Below are 17,119 nucleotides of genomic sequence, written 5' to 3' on the forward strand. Positions count from 1 at the left end.
CAACAGACGTACCCCGATTCCACTGAGGGCTGGTGACGGTTGGGTGTCGTACCGGCGGCATAGACTGGCTCACCGATGAAATCTCTCCTGGACGGCCTCAACGAGCCGCAGCGAGCAGCGGTGACCCACGTCGGCGCCCCGCTGCTCATTGTCGCGGGCGCGGGTTCCGGCAAGACCCGTGTGCTGACCCAACGCATCGCCTATCTGCTCGCCGAGCGCAAGGTGCATCCGGGGGAGATTCTCGCGATCACCTTCACCAACAAGGCCGCCGGCGAGCTCAAGGAACGGGTCGCCCATCAGGTCGGCGGCCGGGCCAAGCTGATGTGGGTGTCCACATTCCACTCCGCCTGCCTGCGCATCCTTCGCGCAGAGCATGAGCATGCGGGCCTCAAGTCGAGCTTTTCCATTTACGACGCCGATGACTCGCGGCGCCTGATGCAGCTTGTGTCGCGGGAGCTTGACCTCGACCCCAAGCGCTATACGCCGCGGGGCCTGGCCGCCCAGGTCTCCAATCTGAAAAACGAGCTGGTTGACCCCGATGACTTCCAGGCCAAGGGCCCGACCCAGCGTGTTCTCGCCGAGGCCTACACGCTTTACCAGCAGCGCTTGCAGCAGGCGCACGCACTCGACTTCGATGACCTCATCATGCGCACGGTCCAGCTGTTGCAGGGCAAGCCGGAGGTGGCGGAGAAATACCGGCGGCGCTTCAAGCACGTGCTCGTCGACGAATACCAGGACACCAACCACGCCCAATACGTGATGGTCAAGGAGCTGGTCGGCCAGACCGGCGAGCTGTGCGTGGTGGGTGACGCCGATCAGTCGATCTATGCGTTCCGGGGTGCGACGATCCGCAACATCCTGGAGTTCGAGCGCGACTATCCGCAGGCGACCACGATTCTGCTCGAGCAGAATTACCGCTCGACCCAGACGATCCTGTCCGCCGCCAACGCGGTGATCGATCGCAACACCGATCGCAAGCCCAAGCGGCTCTGGAGCGACCAGGGCACCGGCGACAACGTGGTCGGCTATGTGGCCGACAACGAGCACGCCGAGGCCGATTGGGTGGCCCGCGAGATCGATCGTCTGAGCGACGCGGGTCAGGCCCGCGCGGGTGACGTCGCGGTCTTCTATCGCACCAATGCCCAGTCCCGGGTGTTCGAGGATCGGTTCATTCGCTACGGGCTGCCCTACAAAGTCGTTGGCGGCGTTCGGTTCTACGAGCGCAAAGAGGTGCGGGACGCGCTGGCCTATCTGCGGGCGATCTCCAATGACGACGACACCGTCAGCATGCGCCGCATCTTCAACACCCCCAAGCGCGGGCTCGGCGACCGATCAGAGTCGATCATGGAGGCTTTCGCCGCGCGGGAGCGGATCTCCTTCGGCGCCGCGCTACGCCGGGCGGGCGAGGCCCCGGGCCTGGCCGCCCGTGCCGTGCACACCATCGCCGATTTCGTGGCCATGCTCGACGAGGCTCGTGAGCGCGCGGCGCAGTCCCCGCCCGAAGAGGTGCTGGAGCTGATCCTGACCCGCTCCGGGCTGCTCTCCGAGCTGGAGGAGAGCCTCGATCCGCAGGACGAGGGCCGGGTGGAGAACTTGCAGGAGCTGGTGAGCGTGGCCCGCGAGTACGCCGAACGCGTCGCGCTCGCCGAGGAGGAGCCGAGCCTGGCGGGTTTCCTGGAGCAGGTGGCTCTGGTGGCCGACGCCGACGATCTGCCCACCGACGACCCCGATCACCAGGGCGTGGTCACCCTGATGACCCTGCACACCGCCAAGGGCCTGGAGTTCCCGGTGGTCTTCCTGACCGGGCTCGAAGACGGCGTCTTCCCCCATCTGCGATCGCTCGGCGACGTCAAGGAGCTGGAGGAGGAGCGCCGGCTCGCCTATGTCGGCATCACCCGGGCGCGGCAGCGGCTCTACATCTCGCGTTCGGTCACCCGGTCGGCGTGGGGGCAGCCGCAATACAACCCGGCATCGCGCTTCCTGGAGGAGTTGCCCCCTGAGCTCATCGACTGGGAGCGCACAGCCGACGCCTACACCTCGTGGAGCGGTGGGGGCATTGGCGGGCGTGAGCGTGGCGCTGAGCGGGCCGCGAGTGGGTTTGTGGGCGGCACCAGCCGCGCCGCCGCGCTCGCCAGCAAGATCGGCATTGATCCCAGTCGACTTGCCACCGCCAGCGACCTGGCCGCAGTCCCCACGGTGGAGGTGGGAGACCGGGTCAATCACCAGCGCTACGGCCTGGGCCGGGTGCTCGCCGTACAGGGGGTGGGGGCTCGCGCTCAGGCCCAGGTCGACTTCGGCGACCAGACGCTCTGGCTTGTGCTCCGCCATGCGCCCATAGAAAAGATCTAGAGGTGCAAAATCCGCGTTGGCGGATTTGCCGCGCGTTGCTTCGCACGCGCCAGAATTGCTGACTGTGGCCCGGATCAGGTGATCCGGGCCACAGCCATTTGGGGGGATGGGTTGAGCACTGGGATGGGTGGAGCGGGGTTCTAGCAGGCGACGTCGATGCCGTGGTCACGCAGCCACGGGGCGGGGTCGATCTGGTTCCACATGCCCGCGTGCACCTCGAAGTGCAGGTGCGGGCCGGTCGAGTCGCCGGTCGAGCCTTCGTAGCCCAGCAGGGTGCCGGGGCCGACCTCGTCGCCTTCGCTCACCGCGGTCTTGTTCATGTGGGCGTAGTGGGTGAGGATCCCGTCGCCGTGATCGACCACGACCGAGATTCCATAGCCGCTGTAGACCCAGCCCGCGGCGACAACGGTGCCCTTGCCGACCGAGACGATGGGCTCGTTCTCGTCGGTGAAGAAGTCGATGCCGGCGTGCATGGTGCCCCAGCGGGGGCCGTAGCAGGAGCTGATCTCGCCGCGCGGCATCGGGTTGACCCAGTCGGGCGCCTTCGCGGGGGCGGGAACCTGCTCGATCGGAGCGACCGCTTCGACCGTGGGGGTGGGGGCGGTCTGCGGCGCTTCCGATCCGGTGACGGGGGTGTCCCGGGTTGAGCGGTCGTTCTGCCCGGCGGCCTGCTCGCGCTGCTTGTCAGCGTTGGCGGTTACCGAAGTCAAGTTGGGGGTAGGGGAGTTGTCGAGGGATGCGGCCGCGAGGCCGATACTGGCGACTCCAGCGAGCGTGGCCAGAGCAACCACTTGCCGGGAACGCCCGGCGAGGCCCTTGCGAACTCGGTCGTTCACGGCGTTGGCACCGATCCGGCCGTTCTTCAAAAGTTTGTCAATCTTGGCATTCAGCACGAGGTAAACCTCCGTTGTCTCCGTTGACACGGGCGAAGGCCATAGTGCCTGCTCAAGCCAGGGGTGGCCAACCGTTGGAGGAGGGGGATGCGCGCAAAACGGTCAATTCGGCCAACCCTTATGTCCTACTTTCGTAGTGGCATCTCCGGGGTGTCCCCTAGGGCTAAACGTGATCTGAGTCACCTAGCACGCTTAAGTTGAGGCGGGAAACACGAAAAAAACGCCCACTTCACCTGGAAGCGGGCGTTTCTCGAGAAAAGAATCAGCCGGTGCCGTAGACGCTCTCGGTTTCGAGGAAGAAGTCGACGCCGCGTTCCTTGAAGAAGTTGATCGGGTTCACCGGCTCATCGTTGACCCGGATCTCCAGGTGGCAGTGCACACCAAAGGAGTGCCCGGTGTCGCCCGCGAGGGCGATCACATCTCCGGCCTTGACCACGTCGCCGACCTTCACCAGCAGCTTGCTGTTGTGGCCGTAGACCGTCACCAGGCCATCGCCGTGGTCGATGCGCACCGCATTGCCGTAACCGCCGTCAAAGGTGGACAGGATCACCTTGCCGTCGCGGACAGCGTTGATGGGCGTGCCGAGACGGATGCCGCCGAGGTCGATGCCCGCGTGCAGCTTGCCCCAGCGCTGGCCGTAGAGCGAGGTCACCCGGTAACCACGAACGGGAAGCACCCAGACGTCGGTGGGAGCCTGGTTGATGGAGCTGTTGAGCCCCTTGTCACCACGGCTCGGCGTGTTAGCCGCCTGCGCACGCAGGGTGTCGGCGGTGGCGATGTTTCCAGCGTCGGACGTCAGGGCATCGATCTTCGCGTCGTGCAGGCTTGCGCCCGCTCCAAACGCGACGATGCCAGCTCCTACAACGGCTGTGGTGATGACAGCTGCATAGCGGCTGCGAGGCGGGGTAGGCGCCCTCCGACGACCGCGATAGCGGTCGCTCTCTCTCAGCAACTCTGGCCTGTATTGCACGCACACCCTCCGTAATGGTCGACATCGTTCGATGTCGAAGCAAGGAGCAATGAAGCACTGCGAGACAACCTAACGAACCCCTAGGGGTCGGCACAAGTTCCGCGCCGTCACCAGCTTGTTATTTAGTGCGACTGTGCGGTCCGAATTGAACCGATGAATCATGGTTGAAAGACATTTGTGTAAAACACTTTCTGTAACTGGGCGCGATCACTATGTAATAGGTCTCTCCGATCCCTGCCTCGCAGCTCGAGTCCAGTGGGTTACCGTTCGTTCAGGAGACTGAGAGGTGGCACTTATATGAGCAGCCGTATTCGCGTGGTTGTCGCTAAGCCCGGTCTGGACGGCCACGACCGCGGCGCGAAGGTGGTGGCTCGGGCGCTGCGCGATGCCGGCATGGAGGTCATCTACACCGGCCTGCACCAGACGCCGGAGCAGATCGTCGAGACCGCCATCCAGGAAGACGCCCACGCGGTCGGGTTGTCTGTGCTCTCCGGGGCGCACATGACCCTTTTCCCGAAGGTGGTCGAGATGCTGCGCGAGCGCGGAGCGGGTGACATTGTCGTCTTCGGCGGCGGCATCATTCCCGACGCGGACATCCCGGAGCTTGAGCGGCTCGGCGTGGCAAAGGTCTTCACACCCGGCGCGACTACGCAGTCGATCGTGGAGTGGGTAAGAGGCCACGTCAGCCAGCCCGCATAACGCAAAAAGGGAGGAGCCGGACTCACCCCTCACAAGTCCGGCTCCTCTATGCACGACGCCCCGCCGCCACCCCTCGACCGACAGGGCATCGGCCGTTTATGTCGTTCCGCCTCAGCTTTTCGGCTTGCAGCATCCTGACATCACACTCAACGACACCAGCTGGCCGGGGTTACGCGGTTTCTTGGAAACTTTTCGAGGGCGTCTGTGGCTTCCTGCACAACGCGCGCCCCGAGCGCAATCCCGCTCCAGACGGGACCGATAGGCTGCGGCCATAGGTGCCCGCCCATCCATCATCGGATGCGGGAGTGAGCGAAGAGGTACTAGTGGACCTGTACGAATACCAGGGGCGGGATGTCTTCGAGAAGCACGGCCTGCCCGTGCTCGCCGGAGGCGTCGCACAGACCCCGCAGGAGGCACGAGCCATCGCTGAGCGGCTGGGCCGCGTCGTGGTCAAGGCTCAGGTGAAGGTCGGTGGCCGCGGCAAGGCCGGCGGCGTGAAGCTCGCGGACAACTCCGATGAGGCCTTCGAGCGCGCGAACGACATCCTCGGGATGGACATCAAGGGGCATACCGTGCACCGGGTGATGCTCGCCGAGACGGCCAGCATCGCCGAGGAGTACTACTTCTCGTACCTGTTGGACAGGGCCAACCGCACCTTCCTGTGCATCGCGAGCGTCGCCGGCGGCATGGACATCGAGCAGGTGGCCGTGGAGAGCCCGGACAAGGTCGCCAAGATCGCTATCGACGCCGTGCAGGGCGTGGACGAGGCGAAGGCGCGCGAGATCGTGACCGCGGCCCAGTTCCCGGCCGAGGTCGCGGACCAGGTCGTCGACATCGCGGTGAAGCTCTGGCAGACCTTCGTCGCCGAGGACGCCACCCTGGTAGAGGTCAACCCGCTCGCCAAGACCGACGCCGGCCGGGTGCTGTGCCTGGACGCCAAGGTGACCCTCGACGAGAACGCCGGCTTCCGCCACGCCGATCACGAGGCCATGGAAGACAAGTCGGCCGTGGACCCGCTGGAGCAGGCGGCGAAGGCGAAAGACCTCAACTACGTCAAGCTCGACGGCGAGGTCGGCATCATCGGCAACGGCGCGGGCCTGGTCATGTCCACGCTTGATGTGGTCGCCTACGCGGGCGAGGCCTTCGGTGGGGTCAAGCCCGCCAACTTCCTCGACATCGGCGGCGGCGCGAGCGCTGAGGTGATGGCCAACGGCCTGGAGATCGTGCTTTCCGACCCGGCCGTGAAGAGCGTCTTCGTCAACGTCTTCGGCGGCATCACCGCCTGCGACGCGGTCGCCAACGGCATCATCAACGCCTTCGCCCTGCTGGAGAGCAAGGGCGAGACCGTGAACAAGCCGCTGGTGGTGCGGCTGGACGGCAACAACGCCGAGGCCGGCCGGGCGATCCTGGACGGCGCCAACAACCCGCTGGTGGAGCGGGTAGACACGATGGACGGTGCCGCGAAGCGCGCTGCCGAGCTCGCGGCAGGGAAGTGATCACGAAATGGCTATCTGGCTCACCAAGGACTCCAAGGTCATCGTTCAGGGCATGACCGGCTCGGAGGGTTCCAAGCACACCCGGCGCATGCTGGCCGCGGGAACCCACATCGTGGGCGGGGTCAACCCGCGCAAGGCCGGCACCGAAGTCGAATTCGACGGCACCAGCGTTCCGGTCTTCGGGTCGGTCGCCGACGCGATGGCCAAGACCGGCGCTGACGTGACGGTCATCTTCGTGCCCCCCGCGTTCACCAAGGACGCGGTCCTGGAGGCCATCGACGCGGGCATCGGGCTCGCCGTGGTCATCACCGAGGGCGTGCCGGTGCACGACACCGCGGTCTTCTGGGCCCACGCCGTGGCCACCGGCAACAAGACCCGCATCGTCGGCCCGAACTGCCCCGGCATTGCCTCGCCAGGCGCGAGCAACGCCGGCATCATCCCGGCCGACATCGCCGGGTCGGGCCGCATCGGCCTGGTCTCGAAGTCGGGAACGCTTACCTACCAGATGATGTACGAGCTTCGCGACATCGGGTTCTCGACCGCGGTCGGCATCGGTGGTGACCCGATCATCGGCACCACCCACATCGACGCGCTCGCCGCCTTCCAGGAGGACCCGGAGACGGAGGCGATCGTGATGATCGGCGAAATCGGCGGGGACGCCGAGGAGCGCGCCGCCGAGTACATCAAGGCGCACGTGACCAAGCCGGTCGTCGGCTACATCGCCGGTTTCACCGCGCCGCCCGGCAAGACCATGGGCCACGCCGGTGCGATCATCTCGGGCTCGTCCGGTACCGCAGAGGCAAAGAAGGTCGCCCTCGAAGCTGCCGGAGTGAAGGTCGGCAAGACCCCTTCCGAGACCGCGCGGCTCATGCGCGAGATCATGGGCTGACCGTCGCCTGTAAAGGAAGGGACTCCACCACGGTGTGGGTCCCTTCCTTTGTCTGTGTCAGCGGTTTAGCCAGGCGCCGGTGCCGCCGAGACAGGCGAAGATGATTCCGCTGACCACGCTCAGCGCCAGAATTCCTATGCCGAGCCAGAGGGCCACCTTGCCCAGGGTCTCGTCCTTGCCGAACTTTCGTGACTCCTGCATGGACAGGTAGCCGAACAGAATGCCCAGCAACGGACAGCAGAAGATCGCCGTGATGATGCCGATCCAGCCGAATACCTGGGCGTTGTCCCGGGTCGGGACAGCGCCAGGCTGAACTGGGCCCACCGGCTCCGGCGGCTGCATGGGTGGTGGCAATGACTCAGACATGGGTCATCTACCTGTTCACGTTCCAGATGAAGCCGCCGATGATGTTCAGCACTCCAATGACGATGGCGATCCATCCCAGAACCGGGGACTTGCCCCACTTCTTGGCCTGCATGATCGACAGAATGCCGAAGATCAGGCCGAGGATGCCGCAGCACAGGCCACCGATAATGCCGATCCAGCCGAATAGGCCGGTGTTGTCCTTGCCCACCGGCTGGACTGGCTGAGCCATCGGCGGCGGAGGCGGTGTATAGGTCATGAACGCAGACTAACGGCGCAAAAAGGGCGGCGCGGCAACTTCGTAGTTATCCAGGGCTCTTTGTGGTTGAGTGATTTACGATGACCACCCCGCACGACCTAATTGGCCCCCAGCCTCGTCCGAGCGACGAAGAGCTCGCGGCGATGCCCACCGTTCGCATTCCGTGGCAACGGCCCTTGCCGCGCAAGGCCCCGCGTCCCGGCGCGCCACTGGTCGTCGCCGCGCTCATCAACACCGGTTGGGCCACGCTCATTTCTGTGTCGGCGATGATTTTGTTGGTACTGACGGCGAGGTTCACGCTCGGCCAGAAGCCCAACGGGGCGGAGGTGACCGTCGCGCTCGCCGGATGGCTGCTGGCGCACGGAGCCCCGCTCACGGCGCCGATCGGCAAGCTCGCGGTGGCGCCCCTTGCCGTGACACTGCTTGCGGCGTGGCGCCTGAGCCGCGCCGGGGTGCACACCGCGCGGGGCATCGGAGCGCGCGGCAGCGGATCGGTCCTCACCGCCGCCTACGTGGCGGGTGCGATCGGGATCGTCTACGGCGTCATCGGATTCGCCGTCGGGCTCGTCGTCGACCGGCCCGGTCTGGCCGTGACACCGTGGCGGGCCGGTTTGCATCTGCTCGTGGTGGGCGCGGCCGCTGCGTTCATCGGCTCGCTGCGCATCACCGGCGCGGTGCGCACGATCGCGCGGGCCACCCCACAGCTGTTTCGCGATGCCATCCGGACAGGAGTTGTTGGCGCGCTGATGGTTCTGGGCGCGGGCGCCGGGCTGTGCGGGCTCGCGGTGGCGCTCAACGGAAGCGACGCCTTGGAACTGTTCCGCGCGTTCCCCTCCGGTGTCGCCGGACAGGCCGGAGTCACCATGGTCTGCCTCGCCTTCGCGCCCAACTTCGCCGTTTGGGCGAGCGCGTACCTGCTCGGGCCGGGCTTCGTCATCGGCTCAGGGACAGTGGTGCGCGCAGGCGGAGTGGTGATTGGAGAAATGCCACCGCTTCCCGTGCTCGCGGGGATTCCCCATGCGCCGCTGGACAATGTGCTCTCGTCCATGCTCGCGGTGCCGTTGCTGCTCGGATCGGTGGCCGGTTTTCTCCTGGTACGCAGGCGGTTGCGGCCGCGCCGGACGCGGGCCGGGGACACCGTGCTGCCCACTCCCAACTGGTGGCGGATGCTTGGCTCGGCCGCGGTCGCCGGTCCGGTGGCCGGTCTGGTGATCGGGGCGATGACGCTCGCGGGCAGTGGCAGGCTCGACGGCGGCAAACCCTTCCCGGTGGGCGCGGTCGCCTGGCAGACCGCGCTGTCGGCCGCTGTCGCGATCGGACTCGGTGCCGTGCTTGCGGTCGCGGCGGCGTGTGGCCGGCGCTGGATCAGCGATCGTCCACATTGAAAAGAGAAGCCACACCCATGGGTGGGTGTGGCTTTCTTGAGTGGGGCTGATCAGCTCCCGAAGTAGCCGTTGCCGGTAACGGTGAGGATGAGGTTCACCACGATGACAAGTCCCGCGAGGGCAAAGGCGACGTAGGCCAGGGTCGGCTGCTTGCCGCTCTTCTTGGCTTCCATCATGGAAAGCACGCCGAAGACGATGCCGAGCAGGGGGCAGCAGAAGAAGACGATGCCAAGCACGCCCCAGAGGGTGGTCTTGTCGTTCGGAACCGCAGCCGGTTGAGTCATGAATGTTCTCCTTTTGAGGGATGTGCCCGCGGCGCCGCCTCGGCGCGCGCTCAGGCGTACATGTTGTCGACCCTGGTGCAGATGGTCAAGTCCCGACCCCCGATCGATCGACGACACGCGGAGTGTAGTGGTGAACCCGGACATACGCATGTGGAGGGAAGTCCGGCGGGACCTCCCTCCACATTGGTGGCGGCTGTTACTGGTCTACGTACTCGTTGTATTGATCCGTGATGCGGCTGTCCCAGTCTGTGGTTAGGCCGCAGATCGCGCCGATGATGGCGAGAACGCCGAGAACAATGCCCACCCACGCCAGCCACTTGTGGCTCGCCTGGCCCTTGTTGACCCGCATCAGGTGCATGACGCCGAGGATGATGGCTGGAATGCCGCCGATGAAGGGCGCGCCGTTGAGCCATGGGCAACAGCAACATCCGGTGCCGATGATGCCGAAGGCCAGCGATAGGTAACCAAGCAGGTTCATCCGGTTGTTGTTGCCGCGGCCGTAGACGGCGCCGGTCGGCGGGACCGGCGGCGGGGGCGCGCCGACGGGCGGCACCGGCGGAATTGGCACAGCCGGCGGCTGGGTGCCCGGGTCCGGGACTTGTGGCGGCGACATCCCGGGGATGGTGTCGCCGTCGGGTGGCACCGGCGGCCTTGGCATCTCGGTGACCGGCCCGGGCGGCGGCACGGGCGGCACCGGCACCGGCGGCGGCGGGACGGGTGGCGGCATGGGCGGTTCGGGGGGCATTGGTGGCGCGGGCGGCATGGGCGCGGGTGGCTCGGGCGGTGTTGGCGCAGGTGGGAAAGGTGGCTCCGGCGGCACCGCACCAGGCGGCGGGGTCGGCTCAGGGGCGGGGTAACCCTCGCCGTTGCCAGGTTCCGGTGGTCCGGTCGGCCCGGTGGCCATGGCCGGCGGCGGGAAGGGGGTGACCGGGTCGGGCGGCGGGGTTGGGTAGCCCTCGTCGTTGCCGGGTTCCGGTGGTCCGGTCGGCCCGGTGGCCATCGGCGGTGGCGGGAGGGGGGTGACCGCGCTGGGCGGCGGAACGCTGGGAATGGTGGGGGCGGGCGGAACCGGTGGCGCCGGGGGAACCGGCGGTGGGGGAGGCGGGACCGGGGGCGGTGGAGGCGGTGGGATGGTCGCGTCAGGGAACCCCGTCGGGGTGGGTGGCTCAGGAATCTCCGGCACGTCGTCCGGGGTATTTGGCGGTTGCGTCATGGTCCCAATATCCACTTATATGGTCCCTTTGTCCCGTAAAACACCCGAATACCTGTCGTACCCCAGCTCAGAAGCTGAATGCACGCCGGATAGGGTGCTCTCGTGACCGCCCGCCTCGTCGTCCTGGTCTCCGGCTCGGGCTCGAATCTCCAAGCGCTTCTGGACGCGTCCCGCGATCCCTCGTACGGTGCGAAGGTGGTGGCTGTCGGAGCGGACCGCTTCGAGATCGCCGGCTTGGCCCGCGCCGAGGCGGCCGAGGTGCCGACCTTTGTCTGCCGGGTGGCAGACTTCGCCACCCGCGATCTCTGGGACAAGGCGCTCACCGAGGCGGCCGTCCAGCACCAGCCGGACCTCGTCATCTCGGCGGGCTTCCTCAAGCTGGTCGGGCCCGAGTTCCTGCGCGCCTTCGGCGGTCGCTATCTCAACACCCACAACGCTTTGCTGCCCTCGTTTCCGGGCATCCACGGCCCGCGTGATGCCCTCGCCTACGGTGTGAAGGTGAGCGGGGCGACCCTGTTCATCGTCGATGAGGGGGTCGACACCGGAGCGATCATCGCGCAGGTCGCTGTCCCGGTTCTCGACGAGGACACCGAGGAGACGCTAACCGAGCGCATCAAGGTGGTGGAGCGGGAGCAGCTCGTCGAATACGTTGGCCGGATGGCCCGTGATGGATGGACCCTCAACGGAAGAAAGGTCACTGTTCCGTGATTAGACGTGCGCTGATCAGCGTATACGACAAAACCGGACTCACTGAGCTCGCGTTAAGGCTCGCTGAGGCGAAAGTGGAGATCGTGTCGACCGGGTCCACCGCGGCGCACATCGAGTCGGCCGGCGTACCGGTGACCCGTGTGGAGGAGCTGACCGGGTTTCCCGAGTGCCTCGATGGCCGGGTCAAAACCCTTCACCCGAAGGTGCACGCCGGTCTGCTAGCCGACATGCGTCTTGACACGCATCGGGCGCAGCTGGCCGAGCTGGGGATCCAGCCCTTTGAGCTGCTCGTCTCCAACCTGTACCCGTTCCAGCAGACCGTCGCCTCGGGAGCATCCATCGAGGAGTGCGTCGAGCAGATCGATATCGGCGGGCCGGCCATGGTCCGGGCCGCGGCCAAGAACCACGCCAACGTCGCGGTCGTCACCTCCCCGCTGCTCTACGACCTGGTGGCCTCGGCGCTGGAGCGAGGCGGCTTCAACGACGAGGAACGCCGCATCCTCGCCGCGCGGGCTTTCGCTGACATCGCCGACTATGACGTCGCTGTCGCGCAGTGGTGCGCGCAGGAGCTCGCGCCCAGCGAGCAGTGGTGGCCCGAGTTCGCCGGTCTTGCCGTGCGCCGTTCCGCTGTCCTGCGCTACGGCGAGAACCCCCACCAGAAGGCGGCTCTCTACACCGAAGCCGGTGGACGTGGCCTGGCCCAGGCGGATCAGCTTGGCGGCAAGGAGATGTCCTACAACAACTACATCGACGCCGACGCCGCCTGGCGCGCCGCGCACGACTTCGATCGGCCGGCGGTGGCCATCATCAAGCACCAGAACCCTTGCGGGATAGCCATTTCCGACGGCGACATCGCGGAGGCGCATCGCAAGGCGCACGCCTGCGACCCGCTGTCGGCCTTCGGCGGCGTGATCGCGACCAACGCCACGGTGACCGTCGAGATGGCCAAGCAGGTGGCGGAGATCATCACCGAGGTCATCGTCGCGCCGTCCTATGAGGACGGAGCGGTGGACATCCTTTCCGCCCGTAAAGCTCTGCGCGTGCTCAGGGCCCCCGCGTTCGAGCCGAACATGGTGGAGTTGCGCCAGATTTCCGGTGGCTACCTGACGCAGACCCGCGACGACATGGCCGCTCCCGGCGACGACCCCGCCAACTGGACCCTCGTGGCAGGCGCGGCGGCGTCGCCGGAACAGTTGGAGGACTTGGCTTTCGCGTGGACAGCGGTGCGGGCGGTCAAGTCCAACGCCATCCTGCTCGCCTCGGGCGGCGCCTCGGTCGGGGTCGGCATGGGTCAGGTCAACCGGGTCGATTCGTGCCGCCTGGCGGTGACCCGCGCGGGCGATCGCGCCAAGGGCGCGGTAGCCGCCTCCGACGCCTACTTCCCTTTCCCCGACGGCATTCAGGTGCTCATCGACGCCGGAGTTTCAGCGGTCGTCCAACCCGGCGGCTCGATCCGCGACGAGCTGACAATCGAAGCCGCGCAGGCGGCCGGAATCACCCTCTACCTCACCGGCTCCCGTCACTTCTTCCACTGAGTTTCTAAAGCGCTGGAAGCACGGAGGGGTCGTTCGCCGCATGGGAATTGCGGCGAGCGACCCCGACGGACCGGCGTATAAAAGGGTTTAAGCCACCACGTGCCTCAGCTCGGCGAAGTGGCAGGCCGAGGGGTGGGGCTCGACGGCGCGGCGGATGAGCAAAGGCTCCTCGGTGGCGCATTTCTCTTGGGCTTTCCAGCAACGGGTGCGGAAACGGCAGCCCGACGGCGGGTTGGCCGGGGACGGGACGTCGCCTTCCAAGCGGATGATGTCGCGGTGCAGGCGAGCGTCGGGGTCGGGCATCGGGACAGCCGATAGCAACGCCTGGGTGTAAGGGTGCGTCGGGCGTTGGTAGATCTCGTCTTCGGTGCCGATCTCGACAATCTTGCCCAGGTACATGACGCCGACCCGGTCGGAGATGTGGCGCACCACCGACAGGTCGTGCGCGATGAAGATGTAGCTGAGCGCCAGCTCGTTCTGCAGCTTCTCCAACAGGTTGATGACCTGAGCCTGGATCGACACGTCGAGGGCGGACACCGGCTCGTCGCAGACGATGATCTCGGGTTTGAGCGCGAGCGCGCGGGCGATGCCGATGCGCTGGCGCTGCCCACCGGAGAACTGGTGCGGGTAGCGGTTGATGTGCTCCGGGTTCAGGCCGACCAGCTCCAGCAGCTCTTGGATGCGCCGGCTGCGGTCGCCCTTCGGGGCCACCTCGGTGTGAATGTTGTACGGCTCGCCGATGATGTCGCCGACCGTCATGCGCGGGTTGAGCGAGGTGTAGGGATCCTGCATCACCATCTGCACGTTGCGGCGCAACCTGCGCAGCTCCCCGCCGGACATCTTGAAGATGTCCTTGTCGTTGAGGATGGCCCGGCCGGAGGTCGGATGCTCAAGGCGCATAAGGAGTTTGGCCAGAGTCGACTTACCGCAACCCGACTCGCCAACGATGCCAAGGGTTTCGCCGCGGTGCAGCTCGAAGCTGACCCCGTCGACCGCTTGCACGGCACCGATTTTCTTCTTGAACAGGATGCCCTGCGTGATGGAGAAGTGCTTGACCAGGTTCTCCACCCGCAGGATCGGCTCACCCAAGGTTGCCATCGAGCATCTCCTTCGCGAAGTGGCACGCGCTGGTGCGGCCGTTGCCCAGGTTCAGCGACCGCGGTTCCTCGTCTACGCAAATAGGCTTCTGCACGTAAGGGCAGCGGGGGTGGTACTTGCAGCCGGTCGGCAGGCGCATCAGGTTGGGCGGCAAGCCTTTGATGGTGGCCAGCTCGGTGCCTTTGTGGTCCAGCCGCGGAATCGAGTCCAGCAGGCCCCGCGTGTAGGGGTGCGCCGGCTGCTTGTAGATGCTGTGCACATCGGCGTGTTCGATGATGCGGCCCGCGTACATGACCGCGATCCGGTCCGCGACATCGGCGACCACACCGAGGTCGTGGGTAATGAGGATCATGCCCATGTTCAGGTCGCGCCGCAGATCGGCGAGCAGGTCCATGATCTGGGCCTGCACGGTCACGTCCAGCGCGGTGGTCGGCTCGTCGGCGATCAGCACCTTCGGGTCCATCGCCAGCGACATCGCGATCATGACGCGCTGCCGCATGCCGCCGGAGAACTGATGCGGGTAGTCCTTGACGCGGGTCTTGGCGCCCGGGATCTTCACCAGGTCCATCAGCTCGATGGCCCGCTTCATGGCCGCGTCCTTGGACATCTCGGTGCGGGTGCGCAGCGTCTCGGAGATCTGCCAGCCGACCGAGAAGACCGGGTTCAGCGCTGAAAGAGCGTCCTGGAAGATCATGGAGATGTCCTTGCCCCGGATGTCCCGGCGCCTGTTCTCCGCCATCTTCAACAGGTCGTCCCCGTTGTAGAAGATCTGCCCCTTCGGGATCTTGGCCGGGGGCATGTCGAGGATGCCCATGATCGCTTGCGCGGTCACCGACTTGCCGGATCCTGATTCACCAAGCACTGCCAGTGTCTCGCCGGCATCCAGGTGGTACGAGACCCCGTTGATCACCTTCGCGACACCGTCGCGGGTGTGGAACTCGACGAACAGGTCCCGCACCTCGAGCAGGTGCTGCCCGGCTGGCTGATCCCCACCGACTTGTAGGTTGGTCATCGATCGTCACCGCAACTTCGGGTCGAAGGCTTCACGGATGGTGTCGCCGAGGATGATGAACGCCAGCACCGTCAGCGCCAGGAATGCCGAAGGCACCAGCAGGGGCACGAAGTCCTCGCGCTTGTAAGGGTTGGCCTCGGAGATGGCCAGACCCCACGACTGGCTGGGCGGCACCAGACCGACACCGAGGAACGACAGCGTCGCCTCGGCAGCGATGAAGGCACCCAGCGCCATCGTGATGATCACAGTGAACGGCGCGATCGCGTTGGGCAGGATGTGCCGCCACATGATGCGGCCGTTTCCGGCGCCCAGCATCCGGGCCGCCTGCACGTAGTCCTGCTGTTTGGCCGTGATGACCGAGGCGCGGATGACGCGGGCGGCGGTGGTCCAGCCGAGCAGGCCGAGAATCGCGATGAGAGCGACGATCCGGGCGGTCTCGCCGCCACCGGCGTTGCTGACGCGCTTCATGAAGACGATGCCGGCGAGCAACAGCGGCAGGCCCAGGACGATATCGATGATCCGCGAAACTATCCCGTCCCACCAGCTGCCGAAGAAGCCGGCCGTCAGGCCGAGCAGCATGCCGACGACGCCGGCCAGCAGCGCCGCGCCACCGCCGATCATCACCGAGTTCTTCGTGCCGTAGACGGCTTTGGCGAAGACGTCGCAGCCCTGCACGTCGTACCCGAAGATCGCCTCGCCGCTCGGGCCGCCCATGCGCCGGCTCAGCGGGCAGACAGTCGGGTCGGCCGAGGTGAAAAGCGAAGGAAAAGCGGCCATGACCACGACCACGGCCGCGATCGCGACGCCGATCCAGAAGAGCGGCTTGCGGCGCAACTCGCGCCACGCATCCGCACCCGCGCTTCGCGGTTTCTGGGTCTCCATGGTGTGCGGCTGACCGGGCGCGTTCGGCTCGCCCTGCGGGCCGCGGGTGGCCGTGTGCAGCTCGGTAGCAGCCACAGTCTCGAAGTCGCTACTCATCTGCCCTGGCCTCCTTTGCGGTCGGCCGCACGACCGGGGCCGAAGATGTGCTTACTCATAACGGATCCTCGGGTCGAGTACGGCGTAGAGCAGATCAACCACGAGACTGGCCACCAGAAAGATGATCACCAGAACGCTGACGATGCCGACCACCAATGGCGTGTCCTCTGTTCGCAGCGCTCGCGCGAGCTGGAAACCCACCCCGTTGATGTTGAAGACACCCTCGGTGACGATCGCCCCGGCCATCAGCGCGCCCAGCTCGATGCCGAGGAAGGTCACGATCGGGATCAGCGAGTTGCGCAGGATGTGGACGCCCACGACGCGCCGGGTCGGAAGACCCTTGGAACGCGCCGTGCGTACGTAGTCCGACCGCTGGTTCTCGGAGAACGAGGTGCGGGTCAGCCGCATCGCGGTCGCCACCGAGAGCGCACCCAGCACAATGCCTGGCAGCAGAAGCGCGTAGAGGTTGCCCTCACCGGCGGTGGTCGGGAACCACGGCAGCTTGATCGTGAAGACCAGCTGAGCGACCGGAGCGAGCACCACCGTCGGCACCCCGATGATGATCAGGGTGAGGATCAGCGTGCTGTTGTCGAAGATTCCGCCGCGGCGAATGGCGGCGATGATGCCGGCCGTGACGCCGACCAGGATCGTGGTGAGAATCGCGATGACGGCCAGCTTGGCGGTCGTGGGCAGCGATTCGGCGATGATGTCGTTGATGCTGCGCCCGGTCAGGGTCTGGCCGAAGTCGCCGTGCAGCAGATCGTTGAGATAGTCGAGATAGCGCTTCCAAAACGGTTGGTCGAGGCCGTACTCCTTGACCAGCTGAGCGCGCTGGGTGGGGCTGACCGGCCGCTCGCCGGCCAGGGCCTGGATGGGGTCACCACCGGTCGCGTACATCAGCGCGTACACGATGAACGTGGTGGCGATGAACACCAGAATCATCTGGAGGAATCGCCGCACTAGGTAGCGGAACATCGCCGTTCTCTCT

17 protein-coding genes are annotated in these 17,119 nt (G+C 66.3%); 7 read left to right on the plus strand and 10 right to left on the minus strand.

The annotated features are described in order from the left end of the window. Window positions 1-75 precede the first annotated feature (75 nt). Window positions 76-2,349: a DNA helicase PcrA gene (pcrA, locus tag Rhe02_RS12290; RefSeq protein WP_203908286.1), complete on the plus strand. Its 2,274-nt coding sequence runs from the start codon at window positions 76-78 to the stop codon at window positions 2,347-2,349. Between the two features lie 140 nt (window positions 2,350-2,489). On the opposite strand, the gene Rhe02_RS50510 is transcribed toward pcrA, so the two are convergent. Then, a complete protein-coding gene (locus tag Rhe02_RS50510; protein WP_275412609.1) occupies window positions 2,490-3,272 on the minus strand; it encodes a M23 family metallopeptidase in 783 nt (260 codons plus the stop codon). A gap of 232 nt (window positions 3,273-3,504) precedes the next feature. Continuing rightward, window positions 3,505-4,212 carry a M23 family metallopeptidase gene (locus Rhe02_RS12300; protein WP_239123700.1) on the minus strand — a complete coding sequence of 236 codons (708 nt, stop codon included), beginning with the start codon at window positions 4,210-4,212 and terminating at the stop codon, window positions 3,505-3,507. A 297-nt stretch (window positions 4,213-4,509) separates the two neighbouring features. Here Rhe02_RS12300 and icmB point away from each other — a divergent pair, with 297 nt between their 5' ends. The 3 genes from icmB (at window position 4,510) to sucD (ending at window position 7,296) form a co-directional block, all read left to right on the plus strand. Beyond that, on the plus strand, window positions 4,510-4,911 hold the full coding sequence (icmB, locus tag Rhe02_RS12305; protein ID WP_203908287.1) for a coenzyme B12-dependent isobutyryl CoA mutase small subunit: 402 nt from the start codon (window positions 4,510-4,512) through the stop codon (window positions 4,909-4,911). Between the two features lie 323 nt (window positions 4,912-5,234). Further along, window positions 5,235-6,407, plus strand: coding sequence for an ADP-forming succinate--CoA ligase subunit beta (gene sucC, locus Rhe02_RS12310; RefSeq protein ID WP_203908335.1), 1,173 nt, complete (start codon window positions 5,235-5,237; stop codon window positions 6,405-6,407). Between the two features lie 7 nt (window positions 6,408-6,414). Continuing rightward, window positions 6,415-7,296, plus strand: a complete 882-nt coding sequence (gene sucD, locus Rhe02_RS12315; protein WP_203908288.1) for a succinate--CoA ligase subunit alpha — start codon at window positions 6,415-6,417, stop codon at window positions 7,294-7,296. 57 nt (window positions 7,297-7,353) lie between these two features. On the opposite strand, the gene Rhe02_RS12320 is transcribed toward sucD, so the two are convergent. Both Rhe02_RS12320 and Rhe02_RS12325 read right to left on the minus strand, forming a co-directional pair. Then, window positions 7,354-7,662: a hypothetical protein gene (locus tag Rhe02_RS12320; protein ID WP_203908289.1), complete on the minus strand. Its 309-nt coding sequence runs from the start codon at window positions 7,660-7,662 to the stop codon at window positions 7,354-7,356. A 7-nt stretch (window positions 7,663-7,669) separates the two neighbouring features. Continuing rightward, the gene (locus tag Rhe02_RS12325; RefSeq protein ID WP_239123702.1) at window positions 7,670-7,918 is read right to left on the minus strand and encodes a hypothetical protein; all 249 of its coding nucleotides are present in this window, start codon (window positions 7,916-7,918) and stop codon (window positions 7,670-7,672) included. An 80-nt stretch (window positions 7,919-7,998) separates the two neighbouring features. Here Rhe02_RS12325 and Rhe02_RS12330 point away from each other — a divergent pair, with 80 nt between their 5' ends. Continuing rightward, window positions 7,999-9,303 carry a cell division protein PerM gene (locus tag Rhe02_RS12330; protein WP_203908290.1) on the plus strand — a complete coding sequence of 435 codons (1,305 nt, stop codon included), beginning with the start codon at window positions 7,999-8,001 and terminating at the stop codon, window positions 9,301-9,303. A gap of 50 nt (window positions 9,304-9,353) precedes the next feature. Here the strand turns inward: Rhe02_RS12330 and Rhe02_RS12335 are convergent, their stop codons facing one another. Next, window positions 9,354-9,587: a DUF4190 domain-containing protein gene (locus Rhe02_RS12335; protein ID WP_203908291.1), complete on the minus strand. Its 234-nt coding sequence runs from the start codon at window positions 9,585-9,587 to the stop codon at window positions 9,354-9,356. Window positions 9,588-9,783: 196 nt separating this feature from the next. Next, on the minus strand, window positions 9,784-10,800 hold the full coding sequence (locus Rhe02_RS12340; RefSeq protein ID WP_203908292.1) for a DUF4190 domain-containing protein: 1,017 nt from the start codon (window positions 10,798-10,800) through the stop codon (window positions 9,784-9,786). 102 nt (window positions 10,801-10,902) lie between these two features. On the opposite strand from Rhe02_RS12340, the gene purN reads away from it, so the two are divergent. Then, window positions 10,903-11,508 carry a phosphoribosylglycinamide formyltransferase gene (purN, locus tag Rhe02_RS12345; protein ID WP_203908293.1) on the plus strand — a complete coding sequence of 202 codons (606 nt, stop codon included), beginning with the start codon at window positions 10,903-10,905 and terminating at the stop codon, window positions 11,506-11,508. Next, entirely contained in the window at window positions 11,472-13,043 is a 1,572-nt protein-coding gene (gene purH / locus Rhe02_RS12350; protein WP_203908294.1) for a bifunctional phosphoribosylaminoimidazolecarboxamide formyltransferase/IMP cyclohydrolase, read from the plus strand. The genes purN and purH overlap by 37 nt, the downstream gene beginning before the upstream one ends. An 87-nt stretch (window positions 13,044-13,130) precedes the next feature. Here purH and Rhe02_RS12355 read toward each other — a convergent pair whose 3' ends face one another. The 4 genes from Rhe02_RS12355 to Rhe02_RS12370 are packed head-to-tail and all read right to left on the minus strand — an operon-like array spanning window position 13,131 to window position 17,106. After that, the gene (locus Rhe02_RS12355) at window positions 13,131-14,141 is read right to left on the minus strand and encodes an ABC transporter ATP-binding protein (RefSeq protein WP_203908295.1); all 1,011 of its coding nucleotides are present in this window, start codon (window positions 14,139-14,141) and stop codon (window positions 13,131-13,133) included. Next, a complete protein-coding gene (locus tag Rhe02_RS12360; RefSeq protein WP_203908296.1) occupies window positions 14,125-15,153 on the minus strand; it encodes an ABC transporter ATP-binding protein in 1,029 nt (342 codons plus the stop codon). The genes Rhe02_RS12355 and Rhe02_RS12360 overlap by 17 nt, the downstream gene beginning before the upstream one ends. Before the next feature lie 6 nt (window positions 15,154-15,159). Beyond that, the gene (locus Rhe02_RS12365; protein WP_203908297.1) at window positions 15,160-16,131 is read right to left on the minus strand and encodes an ABC transporter permease; all 972 of its coding nucleotides are present in this window, start codon (window positions 16,129-16,131) and stop codon (window positions 15,160-15,162) included. Between the two features lie 51 nt (window positions 16,132-16,182). Next, on the minus strand, window positions 16,183-17,106 hold the full coding sequence (locus Rhe02_RS12370) for an ABC transporter permease (protein WP_203908298.1): 924 nt from the start codon (window positions 17,104-17,106) through the stop codon (window positions 16,183-16,185). Between the last annotated feature and the right edge of the window lie 13 nt (window positions 17,107-17,119).

The organism is Rhizocola hellebori, assembly GCF_016862955.1.
In the GTDB taxonomy this organism is placed as follows: Bacteria; Actinomycetota; Actinomycetes; order Mycobacteriales; family Micromonosporaceae; genus Rhizocola; species Rhizocola hellebori.